This window comes from Sphingobacterium sp. JB170 (assembly GCF_900163865.1).
In the GTDB taxonomy this organism is placed as follows: Bacteria; Bacteroidota; Bacteroidia; order Sphingobacteriales; family Sphingobacteriaceae; genus Sphingobacterium.
This window is the reverse complement of record NZ_FUKU01000030.1, coordinates 12,011-34,606: the sequence shown is the minus strand read 5'-3', so window position 1 is coordinate 34,606 and position 22,596 is coordinate 12,011. Positions and strand designations below refer to the sequence as shown.

General features: G+C 42.7%; 19 protein-coding genes and 1 tRNA gene. 12 read left to right on the top strand and 8 right to left on the bottom strand.

All coding sequences use genetic code 11. The features are described 5' to 3' along the window. Positions 1-32: 32 nt before the first annotated feature. Positions 33-1,157 (bottom strand): NYN domain-containing protein, encoded by a 1,125-nt coding sequence (locus FM107_RS09240; RefSeq protein WP_086948226.1) that lies wholly within the window; start codon positions 1,155-1,157, stop codon positions 33-35. 272 nt (positions 1,158-1,429) lie between these two features. On the opposite strand from FM107_RS09240, the gene FM107_RS09235 reads away from it, so the two are divergent. From FM107_RS09235 to FM107_RS09220, 4 genes are all read left to right on the top strand, one after another. Next, a complete protein-coding gene (locus FM107_RS09235) occupies positions 1,430-1,660 on the top strand; it encodes a 4a-hydroxytetrahydrobiopterin dehydratase (RefSeq protein ID WP_086948225.1) in 231 nt (76 codons plus the stop codon). A 178-nt stretch (positions 1,661-1,838) separates the two neighbouring features. After that, positions 1,839-2,735: a methylisocitrate lyase gene (gene prpB / locus FM107_RS09230; protein ID WP_086948224.1), complete on the top strand. Its 897-nt coding sequence runs from the start codon at positions 1,839-1,841 to the stop codon at positions 2,733-2,735. After that, complete coding sequence (gene prpC / locus FM107_RS09225; protein ID WP_086948223.1) at positions 2,719-3,873, top strand: 2-methylcitrate synthase; 1,155 nt, start codon at positions 2,719-2,721, stop codon at positions 3,871-3,873. Before prpB ends, prpC begins: the two co-directional genes overlap by 17 nt. Before the next feature lie 35 nt (positions 3,874-3,908). After that, complete coding sequence (locus FM107_RS09220; RefSeq protein ID WP_086948222.1) at positions 3,909-5,366, top strand: bifunctional 2-methylcitrate dehydratase/aconitate hydratase; 1,458 nt, start codon at positions 3,909-3,911, stop codon at positions 5,364-5,366. Between the two features lie 18 nt (positions 5,367-5,384). Here the strand turns inward: FM107_RS09220 and FM107_RS09215 are convergent, their stop codons facing one another. Beyond that, positions 5,385-7,499, bottom strand: coding sequence for a 3-hydroxyacyl-CoA dehydrogenase NAD-binding domain-containing protein (locus FM107_RS09215; RefSeq protein ID WP_086948221.1), 2,115 nt, complete (start codon positions 7,497-7,499; stop codon positions 5,385-5,387). Between the two features lie 45 nt (positions 7,500-7,544). Further along, the gene (locus FM107_RS09210; protein WP_086948220.1) at positions 7,545-8,750 is read right to left on the bottom strand and encodes an acyl-CoA dehydrogenase family protein; all 1,206 of its coding nucleotides are present in this window, start codon (positions 8,748-8,750) and stop codon (positions 7,545-7,547) included. A gap of 311 nt (positions 8,751-9,061) precedes the next feature. Here FM107_RS09210 and FM107_RS09205 point away from each other — a divergent pair, with 311 nt between their 5' ends. Beyond that, positions 9,062-10,246, top strand: coding sequence for a thiolase family protein (locus FM107_RS09205; protein ID WP_086948219.1), 1,185 nt, complete (start codon positions 9,062-9,064; stop codon positions 10,244-10,246). A gap of 263 nt (positions 10,247-10,509) precedes the next feature. Here the strand turns inward: FM107_RS09205 and FM107_RS09200 are convergent, their stop codons facing one another. After that, the gene (locus FM107_RS09200) at positions 10,510-10,938 is read right to left on the bottom strand and encodes a nuclear transport factor 2 family protein (protein ID WP_086948381.1); all 429 of its coding nucleotides are present in this window, start codon (positions 10,936-10,938) and stop codon (positions 10,510-10,512) included. Positions 10,939-11,684: 746 nt separating this feature from the next. Here FM107_RS09200 and FM107_RS09195 point away from each other — a divergent pair. Beyond that, positions 11,685-12,227, top strand: coding sequence for a thermonuclease family protein (locus FM107_RS09195; protein ID WP_218778952.1), 543 nt, complete (start codon positions 11,685-11,687; stop codon positions 12,225-12,227). Positions 12,228-13,241: 1,014 nt separating this feature from the next. Here the strand turns inward: FM107_RS09195 and FM107_RS09190 are convergent. Then, a tRNA-Ser gene (locus FM107_RS09190) sits at positions 13,242-13,326 on the bottom strand. 198 nt (positions 13,327-13,524) lie between these two features. On the opposite strand from FM107_RS09190, the gene FM107_RS09185 reads away from it, so the two are divergent. Next, the gene (locus tag FM107_RS09185) at positions 13,525-14,388 is read left to right on the top strand and encodes a GH25 family lysozyme (RefSeq protein ID WP_086948218.1); all 864 of its coding nucleotides are present in this window, start codon (positions 13,525-13,527) and stop codon (positions 14,386-14,388) included. A 44-nt stretch (positions 14,389-14,432) separates the two neighbouring features. Continuing rightward, positions 14,433-14,729, top strand: coding sequence for a thioredoxin (gene trxA, locus FM107_RS09180; protein WP_086948217.1), 297 nt, complete (start codon positions 14,433-14,435; stop codon positions 14,727-14,729). A 9-nt stretch (positions 14,730-14,738) separates the two neighbouring features. On the opposite strand, the gene FM107_RS09175 is transcribed toward trxA, so the two are convergent. Further along, positions 14,739-16,064, bottom strand: a complete 1,326-nt coding sequence (locus FM107_RS09175) for a hemolysin family protein (protein WP_086948216.1) — start codon at positions 16,062-16,064, stop codon at positions 14,739-14,741. A gap of 229 nt (positions 16,065-16,293) precedes the next feature. Here FM107_RS09175 and FM107_RS09170 point away from each other — a divergent pair, with 229 nt between their 5' ends. Together FM107_RS09170 and FM107_RS09165 are read left to right on the top strand one after the other, a co-directional pair. After that, positions 16,294-17,409, top strand: coding sequence for a phosphotransferase enzyme family protein (locus FM107_RS09170; RefSeq protein ID WP_086948215.1), 1,116 nt, complete (start codon positions 16,294-16,296; stop codon positions 17,407-17,409). A gap of 11 nt (positions 17,410-17,420) precedes the next feature. After that, on the top strand, positions 17,421-18,062 hold the full coding sequence (locus FM107_RS09165; RefSeq protein WP_086948214.1) for a carbohydrate-binding family 9-like protein: 642 nt from the start codon (positions 17,421-17,423) through the stop codon (positions 18,060-18,062). Between the two features lie 14 nt (positions 18,063-18,076). Here the strand turns inward: FM107_RS09165 and FM107_RS09160 are convergent, their stop codons facing one another. Further along, positions 18,077-18,964, bottom strand: a complete 888-nt coding sequence (locus tag FM107_RS09160) for a 1-aminocyclopropane-1-carboxylate deaminase/D-cysteine desulfhydrase (protein ID WP_179204448.1) — start codon at positions 18,962-18,964, stop codon at positions 18,077-18,079. Positions 18,965-19,015: 51 nt separating this feature from the next. Between FM107_RS09160 and FM107_RS09155 the strand changes: the two genes are divergently transcribed. Continuing rightward, positions 19,016-20,050: an RluA family pseudouridine synthase gene (locus FM107_RS09155; protein ID WP_086948212.1), complete on the top strand. Its 1,035-nt coding sequence runs from the start codon at positions 19,016-19,018 to the stop codon at positions 20,048-20,050. A gap of 32 nt (positions 20,051-20,082) precedes the next feature. Then, positions 20,083-20,937, top strand: a complete 855-nt coding sequence (locus tag FM107_RS09150; RefSeq protein WP_086948211.1) for an aminotransferase class IV — start codon at positions 20,083-20,085, stop codon at positions 20,935-20,937. Positions 20,938-21,041: 104 nt separating this feature from the next. Here the strand turns inward: FM107_RS09150 and FM107_RS09145 are convergent, their stop codons facing one another. Continuing rightward, positions 21,042-22,478 (bottom strand): amino acid permease, encoded by a 1,437-nt coding sequence (locus FM107_RS09145; protein WP_086948210.1) that lies wholly within the window; start codon positions 22,476-22,478, stop codon positions 21,042-21,044. Positions 22,479-22,596: the final 118 nt, after the last annotated feature.

Genomic DNA, 22,596 nt, shown 5'->3' with positions numbered 1-22,596 from the left:
TTCTTTGGTATGATCGATTGTTAATAGATGGATTACGTGTTTTTACCAAGTAGCTTCTCAATGCTATAGCTTTGATCCTCGTATTTAGTTAACCTGTAGGAACTTCCCTCGTGCAGCTCTAGTTCTGTTGCTGCAGGCTTACCGAGGTTTAATACGAAGGAGCGGTCGCGGTGGCGCGAAAAAGCGCATTCATGCTCATGCTTTATGCGCACTTTTATTTTTTTTGATCGACTGGGGAACAAATGTTTAAATTCTTTGGTAATCCTTATCTGGTTCTTTCGAACATCTTCGGCCGTGATTTGATTGCCGGTGGAAGGGATAATAACAGAATCTATTACTTTTAATATTTCCTCGTGGTTATTGGACCGATCGATGATGTTTCGAATGTAATATAACTTAATCTTGGACTTTTCGGTTGTGCGTTCGTCGATTTCGAAATCGCTTTTCATGGATTTAAACAGGTGCGATATTTTTTCGAAACCATAATTCCGGGAATCGAAATCCGGTTGGCGTTTGATGATCAGGCTACCAATTTCGCCAAGAAAAGCCCAGCCGCTCTCATCGGCTGTGTCGTCTACGGCGTCTTTTAGTAGCAACATGATCTCCTCATCCAGGGCTAGGTTGTCGCTTTCCGTCTTAGCAGGGGATTTTGGTTCCGATGCAATAGGCGTTACAGGAGCTACAGGCTTCTTCTTTACCTTTTTCTCTTGCGCATCTTTCTCGAGGATTTCAACGTAAATAAATTTATCACAGGAGGAGATAAATGGTTTGGGCGTTTTGCGTTCGCCAATTCCGATGACTAGTTTTCCAGATTCTCGTAAGCGTGTTGCCAATCGCGTGAAGTCGCTATCACTTGAGACGATACAAAATCCGTCAACTCTGTCCGAGTGAAGGATGTCCATAGCATCGATAATTAACGCAGAGTCTGTGGAGTTTTTACCCTGGGTATAACTATACTGCTGGATCGGTGTAATGGCGTGCGTAAGTAAATTGTCTTTCCAATTTTCAACATACGGACTTGTCCAGTCGCCGTATATTCGTTTTATTGTGGGGATGCCATAGCGTTTTACTTCGTTGAGTATCCCCGCTATTTTTTTGTGAGATACGTTATCTGCGTCGATTAGAATTGCTATGTTTAAATCTTTTTGGTTTGCCATTTTTTGTTGTTGAGGGCCCGAAAACGTGTATTATTCTCTGTATTTTTAAGGGATGGCGTCTTTTTATTTTTCATCACAACTGCCACCAAGATTATAAATACCTGCTAATAAGCGGCGGTTCTGGACCATTTTCTGTAAACCAAGGTACGTGATTCTCGCCATAGCAGCAAATATGTTCTGCCGTTTTTTCTTATGGAATAGTTTCTCGGACAAACAATTTGTCTAGCGAGCCGTTTGATAATTGTACGTCGTGTTATGAAAATATAAAAGCTATGGACTGGAAAAATGAAAACAACAAATTATATAAAACGTTCGAATTTGAGGACTTCTCGGTGGCTTTCGGATTTATGACCCGCGTTGCGCTATTGGCCGAGCAGCAGAACCATCACCCGAGCTGGAAAAACACCTACAATGTAGTTGAAATTTGGCTCACCAGTCATGATGAAGATGATGTGGTGACTGATAAAGATCGACGACTGGCCCAGGCGATCGACAAGTTATAGCGCGCTATGTGGTGTCCTTCTTACCCAGGGAGATAGAGCTTATCAGGCGCGTAATAACTGTAAACAATAATTTGTATCTTTAGCATATACGAGGTCATCGATCACTGCGCGTGCTCGGGTAATTATTGTGTGCTGCTTTTTTCTGGAGCAATATTTCTTTACCGTTAATAATCGATATATGAGACAGAATCCAGGTATGTTATTTCGTGAGGCATTAGAACTAGAAAAACCCTTACAGGTGGTTGGCGTAATGAATGCCAATCATGCACTATTAGCGGGGCAGGCGGGTTTTAAAGCCATTTACCTATCTGGCGGCGGTGTCGCCGCAGGATCGCTGGGAATTCCGGATCTGGGAATCACGAATCTGAATGATGTGTTGATCGATGTTGAGCGCATAACTGGTGCCTGTGCGGTTCCGCTGCTCGTTGATATTGATACAGGTTTTGGCCCTTCTGCGTTTAATGTAGTTCGTACAGTCAAATCGCTTAGTAAAGCGGGAGCTGCGGCGGTGCATCTAGAAGATCAAGTGGGCGCTAAGCGTTGCGGTCACCGCCCGGGGAAAGAACTCGTTTCCCCACAAGAGATGTCCGATAGGATCAAAGCAGCTTGCGATGGTCGAGTGGAGGAAAGTTTCCTAATTGGAGCGCGCACCGATGCGCTAGCCTCGGAGGGGATTGATCGTGCGTTGGATCGAGCCCTAGCCTATAAGCAGGCCGGAGCAGATTTTATATTTGCCGAAGCGGTCGAAAATATAGAGCACTACAGGCGTTTTAGTCAGACAACTGGTCTGCCAATATTGGCAAATATTACTGAGTTTGGAAAAACACCCCTTTATACGCGTGCTGAGCTCGGTGCCTCCGATGTTTCGATGATCCTGTATCCGCTCTCCGGTTTCCGCGCGGCAAATAAAGCGGCGGCTAATGTTTTTAAACATATTCGCCAGGATGGGACACAAGCGAATGTACTCGATACTATGCAGACAAGGGAGGAACTCTACGATAGCATCGACTACTATGCATACGAAAGCCGATTAAATCAACTGTTTAATACAACAAACAATGAGAGAAACGAATGAACGTGGTTTTAGACCTAAAAAAAGTGTTGCACTTTCTGGGGTGTCTGCGGGCAATACTGCGCTGAGTACTGTCGGTAAAAATGGCAATGATCTGCATTATAGAGGCTACGATATTCTCGATCTTGCTGATCAAGCTTCGTTTGAAGAGGTCGCTTACCTGTTGATTTACGGAAATCTACCTACTTCCCCGCAGCTCACGGCATACAAAATTCAACTCAAAAATCAACGGGGTTTACCGATCTCGATTCAACAGGTACTTAAGCAGCTTCCCACCACTACCCATGCAATGGACGTACTACGTACGTATGTTTCCGTGTTTGGAAGTATTCAGCCTGAAAAGGAAAGCCATCCATTGGCTGGCGCGCGCGATATTGCTAATCGGTTGATGGCCTCGATGGCCTCCGCACTGTTGTATTGGCACCATTTTAGTCAAAATGGTCGTGAAATAGCCGTGGAAACGGATGACCGCACTCTTGGTGGTCATTTCCTGCATCTGCTGCACGGAACACCTCCACCGGTATTCTGGGAGAATGCAATGGAAGTTTCCTTAAATTTATATGCGGAACATGAATTCAACGCTTCCACTTTCACCGCGCGTGTTATCGCAGGGACTGGGTCAGATATGTATTCCTGCATTGCCGGTGCGATCGGCGCGCTACGCGGACCGAAGCATGGCGGGGCTAATGAGGTTGCGTTCGAGATTCAAAGCCGCTATGCCAGCCCCGATGAGGCCGAAGCGGATATTCGTAAACGATTAGCAAATAAGGAGGTGGTAATTGGATTTGGACACCCCGTATACAGTATTGCTGATCCACGAAATCAGGTGATTAAAAAAATTGCTAAGGAACTCTCCGAACAGGCAGGTGATATGACACTTTTTGCAATTGCCGAACGTCTGGAAAAGGTTATGTGGGAAGAGAAACAAATGTTTGCCAACCTCGACTGGTATTCTGCGGTGTCTTATCATTTGATGGGGATTCCGACGGCGATGTTTACGCCGTTATTTGTGCTCGCACGCATTACGGGCTGGTCTGCCCATATATTCGAGCAGCGCGAAGACGGTAAAATTATAAGACCAAGCGCGAATTATGTGGGACCGGAAAATAGGGCTTTTGTTCCACTTCACGATCGTAGTTAACAACTAAGTCGGCATTTAAAAACGCACATTAATTTATGACATCAGAGAGTTTTAACGAAAGAGCACCATTCGATCAAGTAATAGTAGATATTGTAGATTACGTCCTGAATTACAAAATTGAGCACCCTGTTGCGCTACAAACGGCATATTATTGTTTCTTAGATACCCTTGGATGTGGATTTGAAGCGCTTACTTATCCCGCGTGCACAAAATTGCTTGGGCCAGTCGTATCCGGCACAATTGTGCCCAACGGTGCCCGTGTTCCGGGGACCGCTTATGAGCTAGATCCTGTTCAGGCCGCATTTAACATCGGCGCTGCTATTCGCTGGCTAGATTTTAATGATACATGGTTAGCTGCCGAATGGGGGCACCCATCGGATAATGTAGGTGGGATTTTAGCCACTGCAGATTGGTTAAGTCGAAGTAATGCTGCGAAAGGTTTAGCATCGATTAAATGTGGTGATCTCCTGGAGGCTATGGTGTTTGCGCATGAAATTCAGGGAGTCCTCGCATTAGAAAATTCGTTTAACAGGGTCGGCTTAGACCATGTTATTCTGGTGAAAGTTGCCACAACTGCAGTAGTGGGTAAATTATTAGGTTTAACCTATGACCAATTACTAAATGCTGTATCACTAGCTTTTGTGGATGGGCAGTCTTTGCGCACCTACCGGCATGCCCCCAACGCGGGAAGTAGAAAATCATGGGCAGCGGGCGACGCGACCTCACGTGGCGTCCGATTAGCGATGATTGCGCAAACGGGAGAGATGGGGTATCCATCTGTATTAAGCACTCCGATGTGGGGCTTTTATGACGTGTCCTTTAAAGGAATGCCATTTTCGTTCCAACGTCCATATGGAACCTATGTAATGGAGAATATTTTATTTAAAATTTCCTTTCCTGCAGAGTTTCATGCACAAACGGCGGCAGAAGCGGCTATGACGCTCCATCAACAGCTTAACCAGATCGGTCGACACGCTGCGGATATACGAAGTGTTTCCATTCGTACGCATGAGGCGGCAATTCGAATCATCGATAAGAAGGGACCGTTGAACAACCCTGCTGACAGGGATCACTGTATCCAGTACATGGTTGCCGTTCCATTAATTTTCGGACGGCTAACCGCGGCCGATTATGAGAACGATATCGCTGCGGATCCGCGAATTGATGAATTACGGTCGAAAATAACCTGCCACGAAGATCCGCAGTTTACTAAAGATTACCACGATCCGGCTAAGCGTGCAATTGCAAATGCACTTACCGTAACTTTAAATGACGGTAGCGTCCTAGATGAAATCAGCGTTGAATTTCCAATTGGGCACCCACGACGGCGCGAACAAGGCCTTCCGTTGTTAATGGACAAGTATCGGCTTAATCTTTCCCGAATATTTTCTACTGCGCAACAGGAACAAATATGGGATGCCACCAAATCGTACGGTCAATTTGTGAAACTCCCGGTACACACTTTGGTCGACCTGATGGTCAAGAAAGTCTAACAAACGTTAATTTTCACCTTAAATAGGAAGGGGGCATGGGGTAAATTTGTTGTAAAATGAGAAGTTCGTCGAAGCTAAATCTTCGAGCGTACTAGGAATTTCCCATTGCTGTCCCAAGCTACGAAAAGCAGCACATTGCTCCAAGAAGATGTGCACGCCAATTTGATCAATATGGCTAAATACGCCGCCTGTGTGTGCCGGGTAGCCGACGCCTAAGACGGATCCGATATCGCCATCGATCGCATTGGCTAAAATGCCCTCATTTAAGCAGCGGAAGCTATCCAAAGCCATCACGTGTAACAGCCGGTTTTTTATTGTTCCATCGGAGTACTGTTCGTTTAGTGCAACGAGATCTTGATCTATCCAAACTTTTTTGGTGCTTGCCGTTACGTCGTAGTCGTATAATCCTTGTCCAGTTTTGCGACCATTTCGACCGAGTTCTACGAGTTTTGTCAAATAATTATAGCAACGTTGCTGGCTAGCGTGCATCTGAGGGAGCTGATCGTACACGTTGATCATTAGGCTTACGGAAACTTCATCAAGTACTGCGAGGGGGCCTACGGCAAAGCCGGCCTCGCGTGCTGCTTGTTCAATCTTTGCCCCGGAAATCCCTTCGAGTAGCATGGTAATTGCTTCGAGAATGTAATTAAAGAAGATCCTTGACGTAAAGAAAGCCGGTCCATCATGTACGACGATGGGTATTTTGTTTAATTGGTAAGCTACATGAAGTGCTTTTGCAACCGTTTCGTCGCTTGTTTTTTTTCCTTTTATAATTTCCACCAGCGGCATTTTGTCTACCGGCGAGAAAAAATGCATCCCCAGGTAACGTTCTGGATGGGGCACTGACTCGCAGAGATCGGTGATCGGAATAGAAGTGGTATTTGTGGCAAAGATACCCTCCTCATGCAAGTATCGTGCGTGCTGTCTGGATACTTCGATCTTTAGATTTCTGTCTTCGAATATAGCTTCAATAATTAATTGTGTACCAGTTAATTTATCGTAATCCGCAGTGGGATATATACGGGCTAATAGTTCGTTTTGTTGCAGCTTGCAGATCTGATGGCGTTGAATTTGTTTGTTTGTGATTTTTTCTGCGTATTGTTTGCCCTGCTCTGCGGATAGTATGTCCTGGTCACATAAAATAGCGGTAACCCCCGATTTTGCTGCTTGATAGGCGATGCCGGCTCCCATCATTCCAGCCCCGATGATGCCAATTTTGTTCACCTTAAAAGGAGCGGCTGAAAGATTGTGCGTTAGAGCTTGTTTTATGCCCATATAGTGGGTGCGGAGCATCGATAAGGTCTGTGGGGATTTCCAAGACATACTGAATACTTCGGCTTCCACCAATAGCGCATCTTTGATGGGCAGCCCTAAGGTGCGTTTTACAACCTCGATACAAGCATTGATACCCGGATTTAACCCGTTAGTTCGTTTTATGACAAAGGTGCTGGCTTGTACGAGCTGCTCTTCATCAATCTCTAAAGACCTTTGACCGCGCAGCGCAATCTGCTCCTGCGTGATTTCTGCGAAATTTTCTATACATTCGACGGCCGATGCGATCGGATCTTGCTCGGGCGTTAGGAGTCGATTGATGATCCCGTGTTGGTACCCTTCTAGCGCGGAATATGAGACACCTTGCGTTAAAAGTGGAATTGCTTGCTCGGGGCCGAGAAGTCGGGAGGTGACGATCGTTGCGCCGAACCCAGGGAACAAACCGTATTTAGCTTCTAGAAAACCAATTTCGAGGTCCTGAAATGCTATACGGTAGGATGCCCATAACATAATCGAGAATGCGGTACCTCGACACGAGCGGTCCAAAAGACCGATAATGGGTTTGCGGGCCGTTTGAAAGATTGTTGAGGACAGTACTAACTTGGAGAGTTTATTATAAAAGTCGGTGTTGTTTTCTGCGGCCTTATATAACGCAAGGTAATCGAGATCCTCTACGGGCGGACTATAGATAATGCCTCTCGTTGCTGGTTCTGCAATAAGCTTGGTCGCCAAGTCCATAAATTGATGTAATTTATCGAAAAAATGATCGATCGAAGGAATCTCGGTTGTGCGCGGCTTTATCCAATATATATTTGCGGCGATCTGCTGGATGTCAAAATATTGACTAGCGGTGTTATCCATGATTTCGAGTTTATATATTCATTTATTCTACTTCATCAACTGAATTTATGTGGAAGGTGCTCCTGAGTTCCCTAACGATCGTGATTTGGGTTTGGATTCGTATTTTATTCGATCAATTTCCATTTTAGCAATTATTTCGAGCATGATCTCTGACGTGCCCGCGATTATTGTACCCACCCGCACATCGCGATATAAACGCGCTATTTTATAATCTTCGGTATATCCGTATCCACCAAAAAGCTGTAAACATTGGTGCACAATTTTAATGGCTAATTCACTTGATTGTAATTTCGCGATGGAGCACTCTTTGACAGCATAGGTTTCTTTTTGTTGTAGGTCGGCACAATGGTAGATGTAAGCTCTGCAGCTTTCGACGTCCGCAACCATTTGAGCGATACGGTGGCGGATAGCTTGAAACTCTTGAATTCGGCTTCCAAACGCTTCCCTACTCTGGACGTAGCTGAGCGTATATTGCAAAGCAGAATCTGCCATGGACAAGGAATATATAGCGGTAATCAATCGTTCCAATTGTAGACCATCCATCAAATAATTAAACCCCTCACCTTCTTCGCCAATTACGTTGTAAATGGGAACTTTAACGTTGATGAACGCCAACTCAGCGGTGTCCGAAGCATATAAACCCATTTTTTTGATCTTACTCGAGTGAACCCCTTGCGCATTCCTATCAATCAATAAAAGGGTGATTTCTCGATTTTTGTCACCTTTATGGGTCTTTACCGCAGTGATAAAGTAGTCGCCATAGAAGCCATTCGTAATAAACGTTTTTGAGCCGTTTACGATAAAATGATCGTCGACCCGTTCGGCGTATGTTTTTATATTCTTAATATCAGAGCCCGCTCCGGGTTCGGTGATCGCGATCGCGCTCACGAGGTCTCCCGAAATTACGGGTGTTAAATAGCGCTGTTTTAGCGATTCAGAAGCATGTTTTAATAAATAGGGAGCGGACATGAATTGAATGACGAGTGTCGCAATGCTGAACCCGCCGGAATAACATTTTGAAATTTCTTCACAGAAGATCATCGCGTAATAGAAATCTAACTCGACCCCACCGTATGCTTGTGGGTAATTTATGCCCATGAATCCCATCGCGCCCATCTTTTTCCAAATAGCACGGTCTATTTGTCCTTCTTTTTCCCAGGTGTCCGTATTTGGTAAAATTTCTTTTCGAATAAAAGCTTGCAAAATTTCACGAAATTCCTGATGTTCTTCGGTAAGCTGTGTTGCATGCATACGCGTTCGAGTTTAATGGTTTCATTGCCTGTTCAAAGATCGCCGCGCGTCCTTCGTTGAGCAACGAATTTAGTATAAATAGCTGATTATATGGTGATTTTAATCGTTATTTTTTTCTGTTCTTTGAAGACCTATTTGCTAACCATTTCCATATCGAAACTTTTAACAAGCTTTTGTCTCAGAAGGAATTGGTCCGGTTTGTGTATCTTTACTGGGGTATATGTTATATACTTTAGCCGTGATAGGATTCGCAGTTATGATCTCAAAAAGACGGCGGCGCACGGAAATTTTTTAAACAGAAGGTGTAAATTATGATCAAGCGAGTATTTATTGTTGCAGCAAAACGAACGGCAATTGGAAGTTTTGGTGGGAAATTGTCGGCGCTCTCGGCGACACAATTGGGCGGGCATGCTGTGGCAGGATTATTAAACGGTACCGGTTTGCCTGCCGCGGAAATTCAAGAAGTTTTAATGGGATGCGCCTTACAGGCCGGTATGGGGCAGGCTCCAGCGCGTCAGGTTGTGCGATATGCGGGGTTAGCAGATCATACCTCGGCAACGACCATTAATAAAGTATGTTCGAGCGGAATGAAAGCCGTTACAATGGCATGCCAATCTATTTTGCTGGATGATGTGCATATCTCCATTGCTGGTGGCATGGAGTCTATGAGCCAAGTTCCCTATTACGTGCCTAGCTTACGTTGGGGCGCAAAATATGGCGCGCAATCGCTTCTTGATGGAGTACAACACGATGGTCTGGTCGACGTTTACAGCGAGCAGGCGATGGGCAATTACGGAGACCTTTGTGCGCAACGTTATGAGATTTCTCGCACGTCGCAGGATGATTATGCTATTTCTTCTTATCAGCGGGCACAGCAAACATGGGCAGAAGGGAAATTTTGCTCAGAAGTAATACCGGTACCCGTAAAGTTGCGTAGTGGTGAAATGCTTGTAGAACAGGACGAAGCATATCTCAAGGTAGATTTTGAAAAACTTAGGGGGTTGAAAGCTGCATTTTCATCCGATGGAACGGTTACCGCTGGCAATGCTTCTTCGCTCAGTGATGGTGCTGCTGCTTTGCTATTGATGAGTGAGGATCGCGCACGCAGTTTAAAGATGAAGCCCCTAGCCGAGATTGTCGCATATACGGACGTCGAACAGGCACCAGAATGGTTTACGACAAGTCCAAGCATTGCAACGGAAAAGGTACTTGAGAAAGCAGGACTTCAACTAAACGATATCGATTATTTCGAGTTTAATGAAGCCTTTTCTGTCGTACCTTTAGTAAACGCTCAAATACTAAGTATCCCAAGAGACAAGATTAATATTTACGGCGGGGCAGTGTCGCTAGGACACCCACTGGGGTGTTCGGGCGCACGTATTTTAGTAACATTGACAAATATTTTACGGCAGGAGGGAGGCAGGTACGGGTTGGCGGCTATTTGTAATGGGGGGGGCGGCGCATCGGCAATGATCATCAAACGAGTGGAAGACTAAATAACTAATCATCGGAATAAAAAATCCTGAGATATTGCGTACCTCAGGACTAAAACCAAACCAATTATTAAACCTCAATCTAACTGTCAAATCGAACGTGTGCCAATAATCCACGCGTTTTTAACTTAAACAGCGACTACTGCGATATTGTTTTAGAAGTGTTGAAATAATCGAAGAATAAAGAAGTCCACATCGCTGCAGACTTCTCTTAACTAAATTAAACTAAACAAACAATATTTCCCTCGTTGAGGTGCGGGACTTTCTTAATCTTGGTAAGATGTAACTACCTTACTTACTTCCCATCCTTCTGTGGTATGGTTTAGAGTGATGTAATCAACGCGGGTAAAGTTTTTAAACTTCATCGTTGTCTTCGCAAGACACGCTTGTGCATTCTCATCTAATATCTGATAGGATGTCTCACAGTCATATTGTACCCCTTGGTTATTCTCTAAAAATTGGGTGTAGACTTTTTTGTTGAAGGTGTCGCCATTTGCAACATTTTGATACTCGAAATCCTCGGCGAAAAGAAGATTATTCATTTCTTTCGCGCCAAGTGTAGTGGCATCGATGTAGGCGTTTATGATTGCTGCGGATTCAACTGTTTCTACCGGCTTTGCATGGTTAGCGGCAAATGCGCTGAATGAGGTAATCATGATAATGGCTGCTGCGATAGTTGTGATTGACTTTTTCATGGTATTTAAGATTTTAATGTTGTGGAATATGTTAAGTACTTTTTTTCTTATTTGATACATCAAAGGTATAGCGCACAGGGTGTTTGCCGAAAAGTAATTAGATCAGATCAGGAGTTTTCTCGGTAAAAGTCGATTTGTGTTCGGTGAATACTTTTGCTGGCAAGGAATAAAATGAATAATCCTGAAGCGGGGAGCTCCAGGATTATTACTACTAACCAATTATTAACCTAAATTATGAATCCATAGAAGTGCAAAAGATGTGCCTAGCTGATTATTTGTGCGATTTGTTAACATATTTTAACGATTTAGCGCGCTGTTTTGATGAAATTGAGACACGGTTGCAATACAATTCATTTTTGCAGCCATTCCTATTTTGACAAAAGTAGACAATACGACACATCATTATTTTTTGTAGCGTGTCATGCTATGCGGCGCAAGAAAAAATCCTGAAGCGGGGAGCTTCAGGATTTTACTAACTAACCAATATTAACCTAATTTATGAATGCTAATACTTTTGCAAATAGCATGCCGGGCGTTTGAATGATATTAGTGTTTAACAGAAGTTAACAACCTAATATGGGATTTGATCGTTTGGTCTGGTGCATGTAGCTAACCATTATCTGGTTCGTGCTATTAGTGGCAACAATGTCAGGCTGGGGATGCAAAAAAAAAGAGTGGAAGAATTATCTTTGCAGCCGTATGCCCGTATCAGGAGCTAACATCATGGTTTAATTTTTAGATAATAGATGAGTAATTACCTGCGATCTTATATTTTAATCGTTTCATTTGGGACTTTTTTGCATGTAGCATTCGGCTCAGCATGTTTAGCACGTGAGCTTCCTAATCCACCCGGTAAGAGTGCCCGAATAATGAGCAATGTCGTCAGGGATAGTTTATTTCGAGTGATAAAAGTCATCGACGGAGATACTTTTTGGGTAGAAGGGCGTGGCCGTCGATTTAAAGTTCGTTTTATTGGTGTGGATGCACCGGAAATACGTAATTCACAATACAAGAAGAAAGGCTACTTTGCCAGTGAAGCCAGGGAGTTTGTACGTCGTTTATGTGAAGGTAAATTCGTTAGACTGGAATATGATGTGCAGTCTACAGACCGTTATCAACGGGATTTGGCATATGTTTACCTGGAAGATGGTCTGTTTCTGAATGCAGCACTCCTTCAAGGTGGCTATGCAGTGGTGGCGACTTTTCCACCAAACGTACGTTACGTTGATTACTTTTTGGAACTGCAACGTAAAGCACGACGGAAGCGGAATGGGCTCTGGGCACAATAGCCCCGAACAACGAATTCCTGACCGGTTAGGCATATCTCTCGCTAAAATTTGCTACGATTTTTTCTGCTAGATATCCTGTATTTTAGTTTTGCTAATTTTGAGTTCGACAATAATCTCCGAAAAGCGATCTCTTTTCTATTGTGTACATAATAAAGGCATTAACGAATGTTAGCGTTTTTTTGTTTCGTAAATTGAATGTTAATTTTAAGATGTATGAGACTCGTTCTGACCTGAAATTTACTATAAGATTAAGTGTGTTAATATTTCTTGTTTGCCTTTCAAATACTCTTCGTGCGTAACAGGTAATCGGGTTCGTGGTGGGCGAAACTACTAAAAAGCCTATAATGAATGCAAGAGTAACCATACCTAATTCTATCACTTTTACCGGTCTCTCCGCGCGGTGTAATTTGGAAAATATCCATTTTGGGGATACCATGTTAATTAGCCATATGGGGTACGAATCCAATTCCGTCATTTATGGTAGCGGCATTAAAGCCGACACTGGATTGTTTTTTTGCATGTCAGTCCGATTGCGATACAAGAAATAACAATTAACGGAATTCGCAATTACACGCGGGACAGAAGGAAAGAATTTTCTTCTGTATTTGATGCCGAAGTCATAAAGTTTAAAGACATCTTCATTCCGAAGGCACCCAATGCGTCTGCACCTTATTCACCTTTTCAAAGTTCTACATCGAGACTAGTGAATGTCGATCTTTTAGCCGTTTTTTTCATTTCTTACTAAAAATAAATCAGCGGCTTCGAAACTGCAGAAAAAGTTTCAAAAGAAAATGAATATCATTATGTGGGTCAAAGATTTACGCGCGAAAAAGTACCTTTCATAACGCCGTTAAAAGGTGATTCCCTCTGAAAATTTATGAATAAATATCGTCCCGAATCTGAAGAAGCGAGACATGTGACAGACTACCAATTGCCCCACATATTTTTCGACACCTTCGGGAACGGAATTTTCGAAACGAAAAAATGCCTTCCATTTCTGAAAGGCATTTTCCGCGGAGAGTGAGGGATTCGAACCCCCGAACCTGTGACAGTTAACGGTTTTCAAGACCGCCGCATTCGACCACTCTGCCAACTCTCCGCGACAAAAGTAGAAATTCTATTCAGATCTACAAAACTTAGTTCCGATCAAGATCTTTATGCTTTGAAAATGAGTGAGATTATTTTTTTCTCTTTAAAAATATAAGCTGGAAATATTTAGAGCGTGGCTAATGGAACCAAACATTAGGCTGGATATTCGTTGTCAAATTAGATTAATTCTCCTATTTTCACGCCGGATATGGGGAAAGTCATAAAACCAGTTAAACGAAAATCCAAGAAAATCATTGAGGAGCAGGGGGTAATTCAAGATCGTTTCCTTTTTTGGAGTATAACGATACCATTTATATTGGTGTTTGTGACTGGTATTATATTCTGGCGGGCCAATTTGTCAGAGAGTCTTAAAAAAATTATTTTTGGCCAGGAGAGAACTACCCCCCACAGTGTCACCGAACATGCACGACGCAATTTGCGATTAATGCGGGAGCACACCACTTACATATATGGTATTGACGTCTCACAATATCAGGGGCAAATTAATTGGATCGACCTGAATACAATTCACGACGAAATACCGCTTGATTTTGTGTTTATCCGGGCGACGATGGGGGAAAAGGCAGTCGATACCCGTTTTGGTGAAAACTGGGAAGCAGCGCAGAGTCGAGCAAAGTTACGCGGCGCGTACCATTACTTTCGGCCGAATGAGAATTCCGTTCGTCAGGCACAAAACTTCATTGGATCCGTGCAATTGCGTTCGGGGGATTTACCTCCGGTGATCGATATTGAAGAGCGGCCAAAAAAGCAATCTATGGATTCCTTAAAAGTAGGGCTACGACGATGGCTTGAATTGGTGGAGAGTCATTATGGAATTAAACCAATTGTTTACTCAGGCGATAGTTATTTTACGGACTTTCTTCAAAAGGAATTTTCGGATTATATATTATGGATCGCCAATTATAATTTTTGGGTAGAAAAGCCTAAGAAGCATTGGAATTTCTGGCAATTTTCTGAGCGTGGGTTCGTTCGGGGAATTAAAGGGCCTGTGGACCTTAATTTGTTCAAAGGTGATATGGAGCGTTTAGAGGAACTTGCAATACCGTATTAGCATATTGCTTAGAAACATTTGATCAAAATAACTGTTACATATATATGGCAAAATTTAGTGAAATTATAGAGCAGCATCCAACGGTACTGATTGATTTTTCAGCAGTTTGGTGTGGCCCCTGTCAAGTATTAGGGCCGATCTTGAAGGAGGTGAAAAGTCATTACGCAGATCAGCTTTCTGTAATCAAAATCGATGTCGACAAAAATAAAGATTTGGCTACTCAATACCGGGTTCAGGGTGTGCCCACCATGGTGTTGTTCAAGGAAGGGCAGCAAGTATGGCGGCAAAGTGGCGTGTTGAGCAAAGAACAGCTAATTGAAATTATTGACAAGCACCACTAGTTCATGAAGCTAATCTTCGTTCTCGGTAATAGAATTGAGAGGAGTTGCTAATTTTGTAATTAGGACTTTATCAATCCGGCGACCATCCATGTCAATAACTTCTAGTTGATAGCCTTTGTATTTAATATATTCCCCTTCTTCAGGTACGTGGTCAAGGGTGAGGAATACAAGACCACCAAGGGTGGTTATCGCGCCAACCTCTTCCTGATCTTCCTCGGAAAGACTAATTTGGAAGTATTCTAGGAAATCATCTAGTTGCGTGCGGCCTTCGACAACGACTGATCCGTCTTCGCGCTTACGGAATGCGAAAGATACTCCACGGTCATCAATGGAATCCATCTCGCCGAATAAGGTTCGTACTATATCCTTAATCGAGACGATTCCTTGTGGTATCCCGTATTCGTCGATAACGATGGCAAGTTGTGCTTTAGCATTACGGAAGACACTCAGCACGTTGTAAGCAGATGTGTTTTCATTTACAAAAGGGATGGGGTATGTTAATTTCGCTAAGTCGATTGGCTTTTCATCGAGAATATTTTGCATGAGCGCTTTCACATGCACAACACCTTTAACTTGGTCGAAGCTTCCGTCTACTACTGGAAACTCGGAATGTTTCGAATTTCGAATAATCTCTTTATTTTCCTCGAAAGAATCCTTTAGGTTTATGCAGTCAATATTTGAACGGTGAACCATTAAATTGACAGCTCTCTTGTCGCCTAATACAAGGAGGCGATCGACGAAGTCATGCTCGAAATTCTCAATTACACCGCTGTTAACACCTTCATCCACCATCGCTTTTATTTCTTCTTCGGTCACGGTGTTCTTACTTACTTTGATGTTTAATATACGAACGATGGCGTCGGTCGAAATACTCAGGAGCCAGACAAAAGGTTTTACAATTCTACTTAGCACGCGCATGGGTACTGCCACCAGCATGGCATATTTTTCAGGAATGGCCATTCCGATGCGTTTAGGCACCAGTTCACCAATAACTAATGACAGGTAGGTTATAATCAAAACGACTACAGTGGTGGAAATTTGTTCGCTGTAGGCCCGTATTGCTGGTATATTTTGTAATATTATGGTCAAGTATTTTGAAATCGTACCTCCGCTAAAAAAACCAGTCAATATACCGATAAGGGTAATTCCAATTTGGATTGTCGAGAGAAATTGATTTGGATTTTCTTTTAGTTTGAGGGCTATTTTCGCATTGTTAGACGTTTCTGCAGCAGTTTTTAGCCTCGCTTTACGACTAGATACTATTGATATTTCGGAAGCAGATAGAATACCATTGATAACGATAAGGCAAAGGATAATTAAAATCTCAGTGAGCATAAAAGAAGTTTGGTAGCCAAAATACGAAATATTTTGAAGAATAAATTGTCGTTAGTGAAAAAGAGGTGTGTGGTTGGCAAAATGAAGGCAAATGTTTTTTGCTGAAACGTTTTCTTAAAAACAAAATAACCAAAAAAATGAGCAAACGTTTGTGTTGTTTTGTTTCTTTTGTTTTTGACTTTATTTAATGATATTGCGAATGAATTTATGTTTATTTTGAAATTTCCGAATGTTTGAATATAAAAATATTGATGTGATAAAGTCCGCAAATCAATTTGAAATTGAGGGAGATATAAAAAGCGTCGAACGGTTTGGTTCGGGTCATATTAATGATACATATTGTGTAACGACGAACCGTCCAGGGGGGAAACGTTACTTACTACAGCGCGTGAATAGCAATATTTTTCAGAATGTCGCGGGATTGATGGACAATACCAATCTTGTTATAGACCACTTAAAGAGGAAGTTGATATCCCTAGGGCAAGAACCGGACGTCGAGAAAAAGACGTTAACGCTTATTCCAACGCGAACAGGTGAGTTATTTTTTCAGGACCAAGAAAGCGATTGTTGGCGCATGTTCATCTTGATTGAAGATACCAAGAGTTACGATATCGTTGGAACTCCCGCACAAGCATTTTCTGGTGGTCAAGCTTTTGGTGATTTTCAGCGAAGTTTGTCCGATTTGGATGCCACGCGTTTGGTCGAGATTTTACCGAACTTTCACAACATTGATTTTCGAATGTCAAATTTGGCAGCCGCAATCGCTGAAGATGCGGCAGGTAGGGCGGTAGAAGTACAGGATGTACTAACCTATATTTTTGACCGCAAAGACCGTATGCGTACGGTTTTGAAAATGGGAAACGAAGGGAAACTGCCGCTGCGGATAACCCATAACGACACCAAATTCAATAACGTGCTGTTAGATATGAATGACAATGTACAATGTGTTATTGATTTGGATACGGTAATGCCTGGATATGTTGCCTATGATTTTGGTGACGCCATCCGTACGATTATCAATTCTGCGGCGGAGGATGAAGAAGATTTATCGAAAGTAATTTTAAATATTCCGCTGTATGAAGCTTATTCACGAGGATATTTGAGTGAAGCGAAAGACTTCTTGACTGCAGATGAACGCGATTCGTTATTGCACGGCGTTTTTCTTTTACCGTACATGCAAGCCGTTCGGTTCTTGACGGACTATTTAAATGGTGATACCTACTATAAAATTCAATATCCTACACATAATTTGGTTAGAACAAATGCACAACTTAAATTAGTGCATGAATTGGAATCAAATGAGCAAATGCTAGCAAACATTCTCAATGCTAGCATGAGCATTTAATAACGAAATCTATGAGCAGTCTTTTAGTTCCTAGGGTAAATATTGCAACTGGTAAGTTCAATTACTTTCAGATGCAAAATAGTCTGGTTGATCTTCCGTGGCACAGCATCTCACAAGTGAATTGGCCGCAATCGTACCCCTATAAACCGTTGGTGAATTTTCAGATTGCCCACGACGATGAGACGTTGTATGTGCATTTTGCTGTCGAAGAAGAATTTATAAAAGCACAGTATATCCGTCCAAATGAAGCTGTCTGGGAGGATAGCTGTGTTGAATTTTTTATTTCCTTTGACCGCAAGCAAACTTATTATAATTTAGAATTTAACGTTTTAGGTACAGGGTTGATCGGTTACGGCAGTTCCATTAAATCTCAGAGGAAGCGCTTGAGCTCGCAAGAGATTGAAAGAGTTAAAACGGCAACTTCGGTGGTTAGTGCGCAAGGGAGGAAAACCTGGTCCACGATCTGGGCGGTTCCGGTAGCAACATTTCAGGCAGCGAAAATAACGAGTTTCGCCCAACTCAAGGGACATTGCAACCTCTATAAATGTGGAGACGAACTACCCAATGCGCATTTTGTTTCGTGGAATCAAATCGATAATCCTACACCAAATTTCCATTTACCCAATTTCTTTGGTGAAATTAATTTCGAATAGCGTCGCTTGGTCGATTAAAATTTATCCAATACGCCGAGTATCCCCGTGAGGCCACCTGTATGTAGGGCTAAAATGGTCGAACCAGGTGCTATTTTGTCACTTTCAATCTGGTCGTGTAAAGCATAAAAAAGTTTTCCGGTATAGGTCGGTTCAATCATTATGCCTGTTTTCTGAGTAAAGTTTTTGACGAATGAAATGAGCTCGGGTGTGGTCTTCGCATAACCGCCAAAATGGTAATCGAGTAATAGGGTGAGTTCATTATTCTCTGCGACATTTAGTTTCTTAATTTCATCGTGTAGAAAATTTGCTCCTTTTAGCACGGGGACCCCGATAATAGTGCTTTCAAGCTTGCACTCCTTGACTCCGTTTTGCAAGCCGGCGAGCGTTGTGCCTGTACCGCAAGCACAATATATCCTATCGTAGCTCCTTGTAAGTTCATGGATAATAGCACTGCAACCGAGCGCACCTTGTCTGCTATAACCTCCTTCTGCGATATACAAAGCCAGTGAATCCAATCCATAGTTTTCCTCGAAAAGCAGGAGTTTGTTTTTATAAGCCTCTCGGGAGACAAAACGTAGCTCCATTCCAAAGAGCTGACAAAGTTTTAACACAGTGTTTTCGACTTGCTCACCGCGTACGAAGCCGACCGTTTTGAAACCGAAAGTAGCACCCGCAGCCGCGGTCGCTAAAAGATGGTTAGACCAGGCGCCGCCAAAGGTGATCAGTCGCTGTTTGTTTTGTTTTTTTGCCTGATTGACGGGATATTTAAGCTTGCGCCATTTGTTGCCCGAGATATAGGGATGAATAAGGTCATCTCTTTTGACGAAAACGCGAATGCCTTTTTGTTTATATAAAGGAAAAATTATTTCCTGTTCCGGACTGTGAAATTCAAATGCCAACATAATACTTTGTTAAAGTTAGTAGTTTTTAAAGGATTTCGATACTTTTGCGTGATGGCAGAGGAAATAGATTTACAGGAACAAGACGACCGCGAACTTTTTGAGCATTATCGATTCGAGGCGGATAAAGGACAGGCGTTGCTCCGATTGGATAAGTTCTTGATGAATAGAGTAGAAAATACCTCTCGTAATCGGATTCAGAATGCGATTGACGCACAAACGGTGTTTGTAAATGGCAACCTTGTAAAAGCGAGCTATAAAATTAAACCGTTTGATGTAGTGACACTCGTCCTTGCCGAGCCGCCACGCGACACAGAAGTATACCCCGAAGATATTCCGTTAGACATACGTTACGAAGACGATGATTTACTGATCGTTAATAAACAGGCGGGTATGGTCGTCCATCCCGGATATAACAATTACACGGGGACGCTGGTCAATGCGCTGAGTTTCCATTTCAGTAAACTTCCTACTTTACCGGGCAATATTGGCCGGCCGGGGTTGGTACATCGAATTGATAAGGATACATCCGGTTTATTGGTTATTGCCAAGACCGAGTGGGCGATGACAGTTTTGGCCAAACAATTCTATGACCACACAATAAATCGAAAATATACAGCGTTAGTTTGGGGAGATGTATTGGAAGATGGCACGGTTACTGGTTATATTGGCAGGAGTTTAAAAGATCGGCGAGTAATGGATGTTTATGAGGAGCCTGAGAAAGGAAAGTGGGCTGTCACACATTACCGCGTGATTGAGCGATTCGGGTATGTTACCTTGGTTGAATGTTCTTTGGAGACAGGTCGTACGCATCAGATACGCGCACATATGAAGTCCATAGGTCACCCCTTATTTTCAGATGAACTATATGGTGGGAAAAAGATACTGAAAGGAACAACTTTCACCAAATACAAACAGTTTGTAGCAAATTGTTTTCAGATCATGCCTCGGCAGGCCTTACACGCCCAACACTTAGGGTTTATGCATCCGCGTACCAAGCAGATGGTCGACTTTGACGTGTCATTACCTTCAGATTTTCAAGGGGTTATTGATAAATGGCGATCCTACTCATCTATGCCTGAGCAATAATACTTGAGCAGTACTATTTAAGAACAAATACGATGTCGTTACAATATATAAATTTTGATGGGCAAATTATTGCCGCAGATTCGCCCGTAGCTACTGTTGATAATAGAGCTTTTCGATATGGCGACGGACTTTTTGAGACCATGCTATGGAAAGACGGCGATATTCGATTTTTAGATTTTCATATTCAAAGGTTGCAGAAAGGAATGGAATTATTGCAGATCGAAGAATATACCAAATTTGATCGTTTTTTCATACGCTCCAAAGTGGATGAACTAGCTAGAAAGAATAACGTTATCGGGCAACAGTTTCGCGTCCGTTTTAGCGTGTTTCGTGCTGGAGCAGGACTGTATTCACCGGAAACGAATAGACCTGTTTTTTGTGTTCAATTATCGAGAATGCCTGCAACACTACGTGATAAAAAGATGGGATTGATTATCGATCTTTATACGGATGTGAAGAAGCCTTTCGGTGATCTTTCTCACTTGAAGTCGAATAATGCCTTGGTCTATGTTTTAGCGGGCGTTCATAAGAAGAGATATGCTTTCGACGAAGTTTTCATTTTGAACCAAATGGGCTTCTTATGCGAGGCGTTGACTTCTAATATTTTCGTTTATTTCGAAAAAGTACTATATACACCCGCCTTATCCGAAGGTTGTATTGAAGGAGTGATGCGCCGAGTTGTGATGGATATGGCCAATGACGAGGGTGTTCCTGTCGTTGAGGCGCAGATTAGCCCGGAAATCATGAAGCAAGCCGATGAGATTTTTTGTACGAACGCCACGCAGGGTGTTCAGTGGGTCATGGGCTATAAGCAAAAGAGATACTTTAATAAGATATCCAGAATCCTACAAGAGAAGTTATTGACATGGAATTACAATGAAGGCTAGCCGGTGATTCATACATCAAATAAGTTGCCGGCGTATGCCGAAAGTAGTCTCTAAAAAAATAACGTGCCACTTTACATCGGGCGTGCTGTTTATTTTTTAGCGTGCTATAATTGATTTTGTTTCCTTTTATCACGCTGTACGAGCAGGTAAGTAATATATAATAGTAATAACCAAATAGGAATTAATTCGACCGATATTTGCAGTCCAGTATACCACATCATAATTAGTACCCCTATTAAAAAGAGTAAGCAGATATAATTACTAAGCGGATAAAATAGGGACGGGAAAGACGATTTTTCCCCATTCGATCTGATTTGTTTTTTGAAGAACAGATGTGTTAAACAAATCATGATCCAGTTAATTACCAGCGATGACACGACCAGGCTCATAAGTACTTCAAGCGCTTTCTCCGGGGCTAGTTTATTAATTACAATACAGACGGCTACGAGTAGCGCTGAGACGAGGATGGCATTGATTGGTGAGTGATTCTTGTTGAGCTTTGTGAGGAATTTGGGTGCATTTTTCTGTTCGGCCAAACCATATAGCATCCGCGAGTTACTATACACGCAGCTGTTGTATACGGATAGTGCGGCAGTCAATACGATCAGGTTCAGTGCGTTTGCAATAATGTTTGTAAAGTAATAGGTTGACCCAAATAGTTCAAATTGCATGCCTTTCAGGCTTGCAAATACTTCGACAAAGGGACTAGTTTGTGGCGTCATAGTTCGCCAAGGCATGAGTGAAAACAAAATGATCAATGAGCCAATATAAAAGATTAAGATTCGCCATAGCACTTGATTGGTAGCTTTGGGGATATTTTTTTCAGGATTTTCGGCCTCTGCCGCCGTGATGCCCACGAGCTCAAGGCCGCCGAAGGAAAACATAATCATCACCAGTGCTGCAAGCAAACCTTCAAATGCGCCGTTATCACTAACAGTCAACCACCCTTTAGGGAATAATCCCCCATCGTTGGTAAGGTTGTTCAAAGTAGCCTGTTCGCCTCCGTTACCCGTAATTAACAAATAGGAGCCGAAGATGATCATTGCGATAATAGCAACGACTTTAATGATGGAAAACCAAAACTCCGTCTCTCCGTATACCTTTACCGATGCTAAATTCAAAGCGTTAATGACGAGGAAGAAAAACAAGCTGGAAATCCATAATGGAATCTCGGGCCACCAAAACTGGACATAATGACCAATAGCGGTAAGTTCTGCCATGCTCACCAATAAATAAAGAACCCAATAGTTCCATCCTGAGGCATAACCACCGAATGCACCCCAATATTTGTTTGCAAAAAAACTAAAGCTACCCGACACTGGTTCGTGAACGACCATTTCTCCGAGCTGCCGCATGATAAAAAAGGCAATTATTCCAGCAATCCCATACCCTAAAATAACGGACGGTCCGGCCAAAATAGCAGCTTGCCCTACCCCAAGGAATAACCCTGTACCTATTGCCCCGCCGAGCGCAATTAATTGGATATGTCTGTTGCTCAGTCCTCGCTTAAGTGTTTTACTTTCCGTGGTATTTGTTTTCAATGTATTTTAGCGCTAATTGATTCAAAAAATTCAGTGACAAGATAGATGTTTCTGTTGAAATATTGACCTGTTTTGACGAAAAACTTGAACCGCTGGTTTTCCCGTTCGGTTTGCGTAT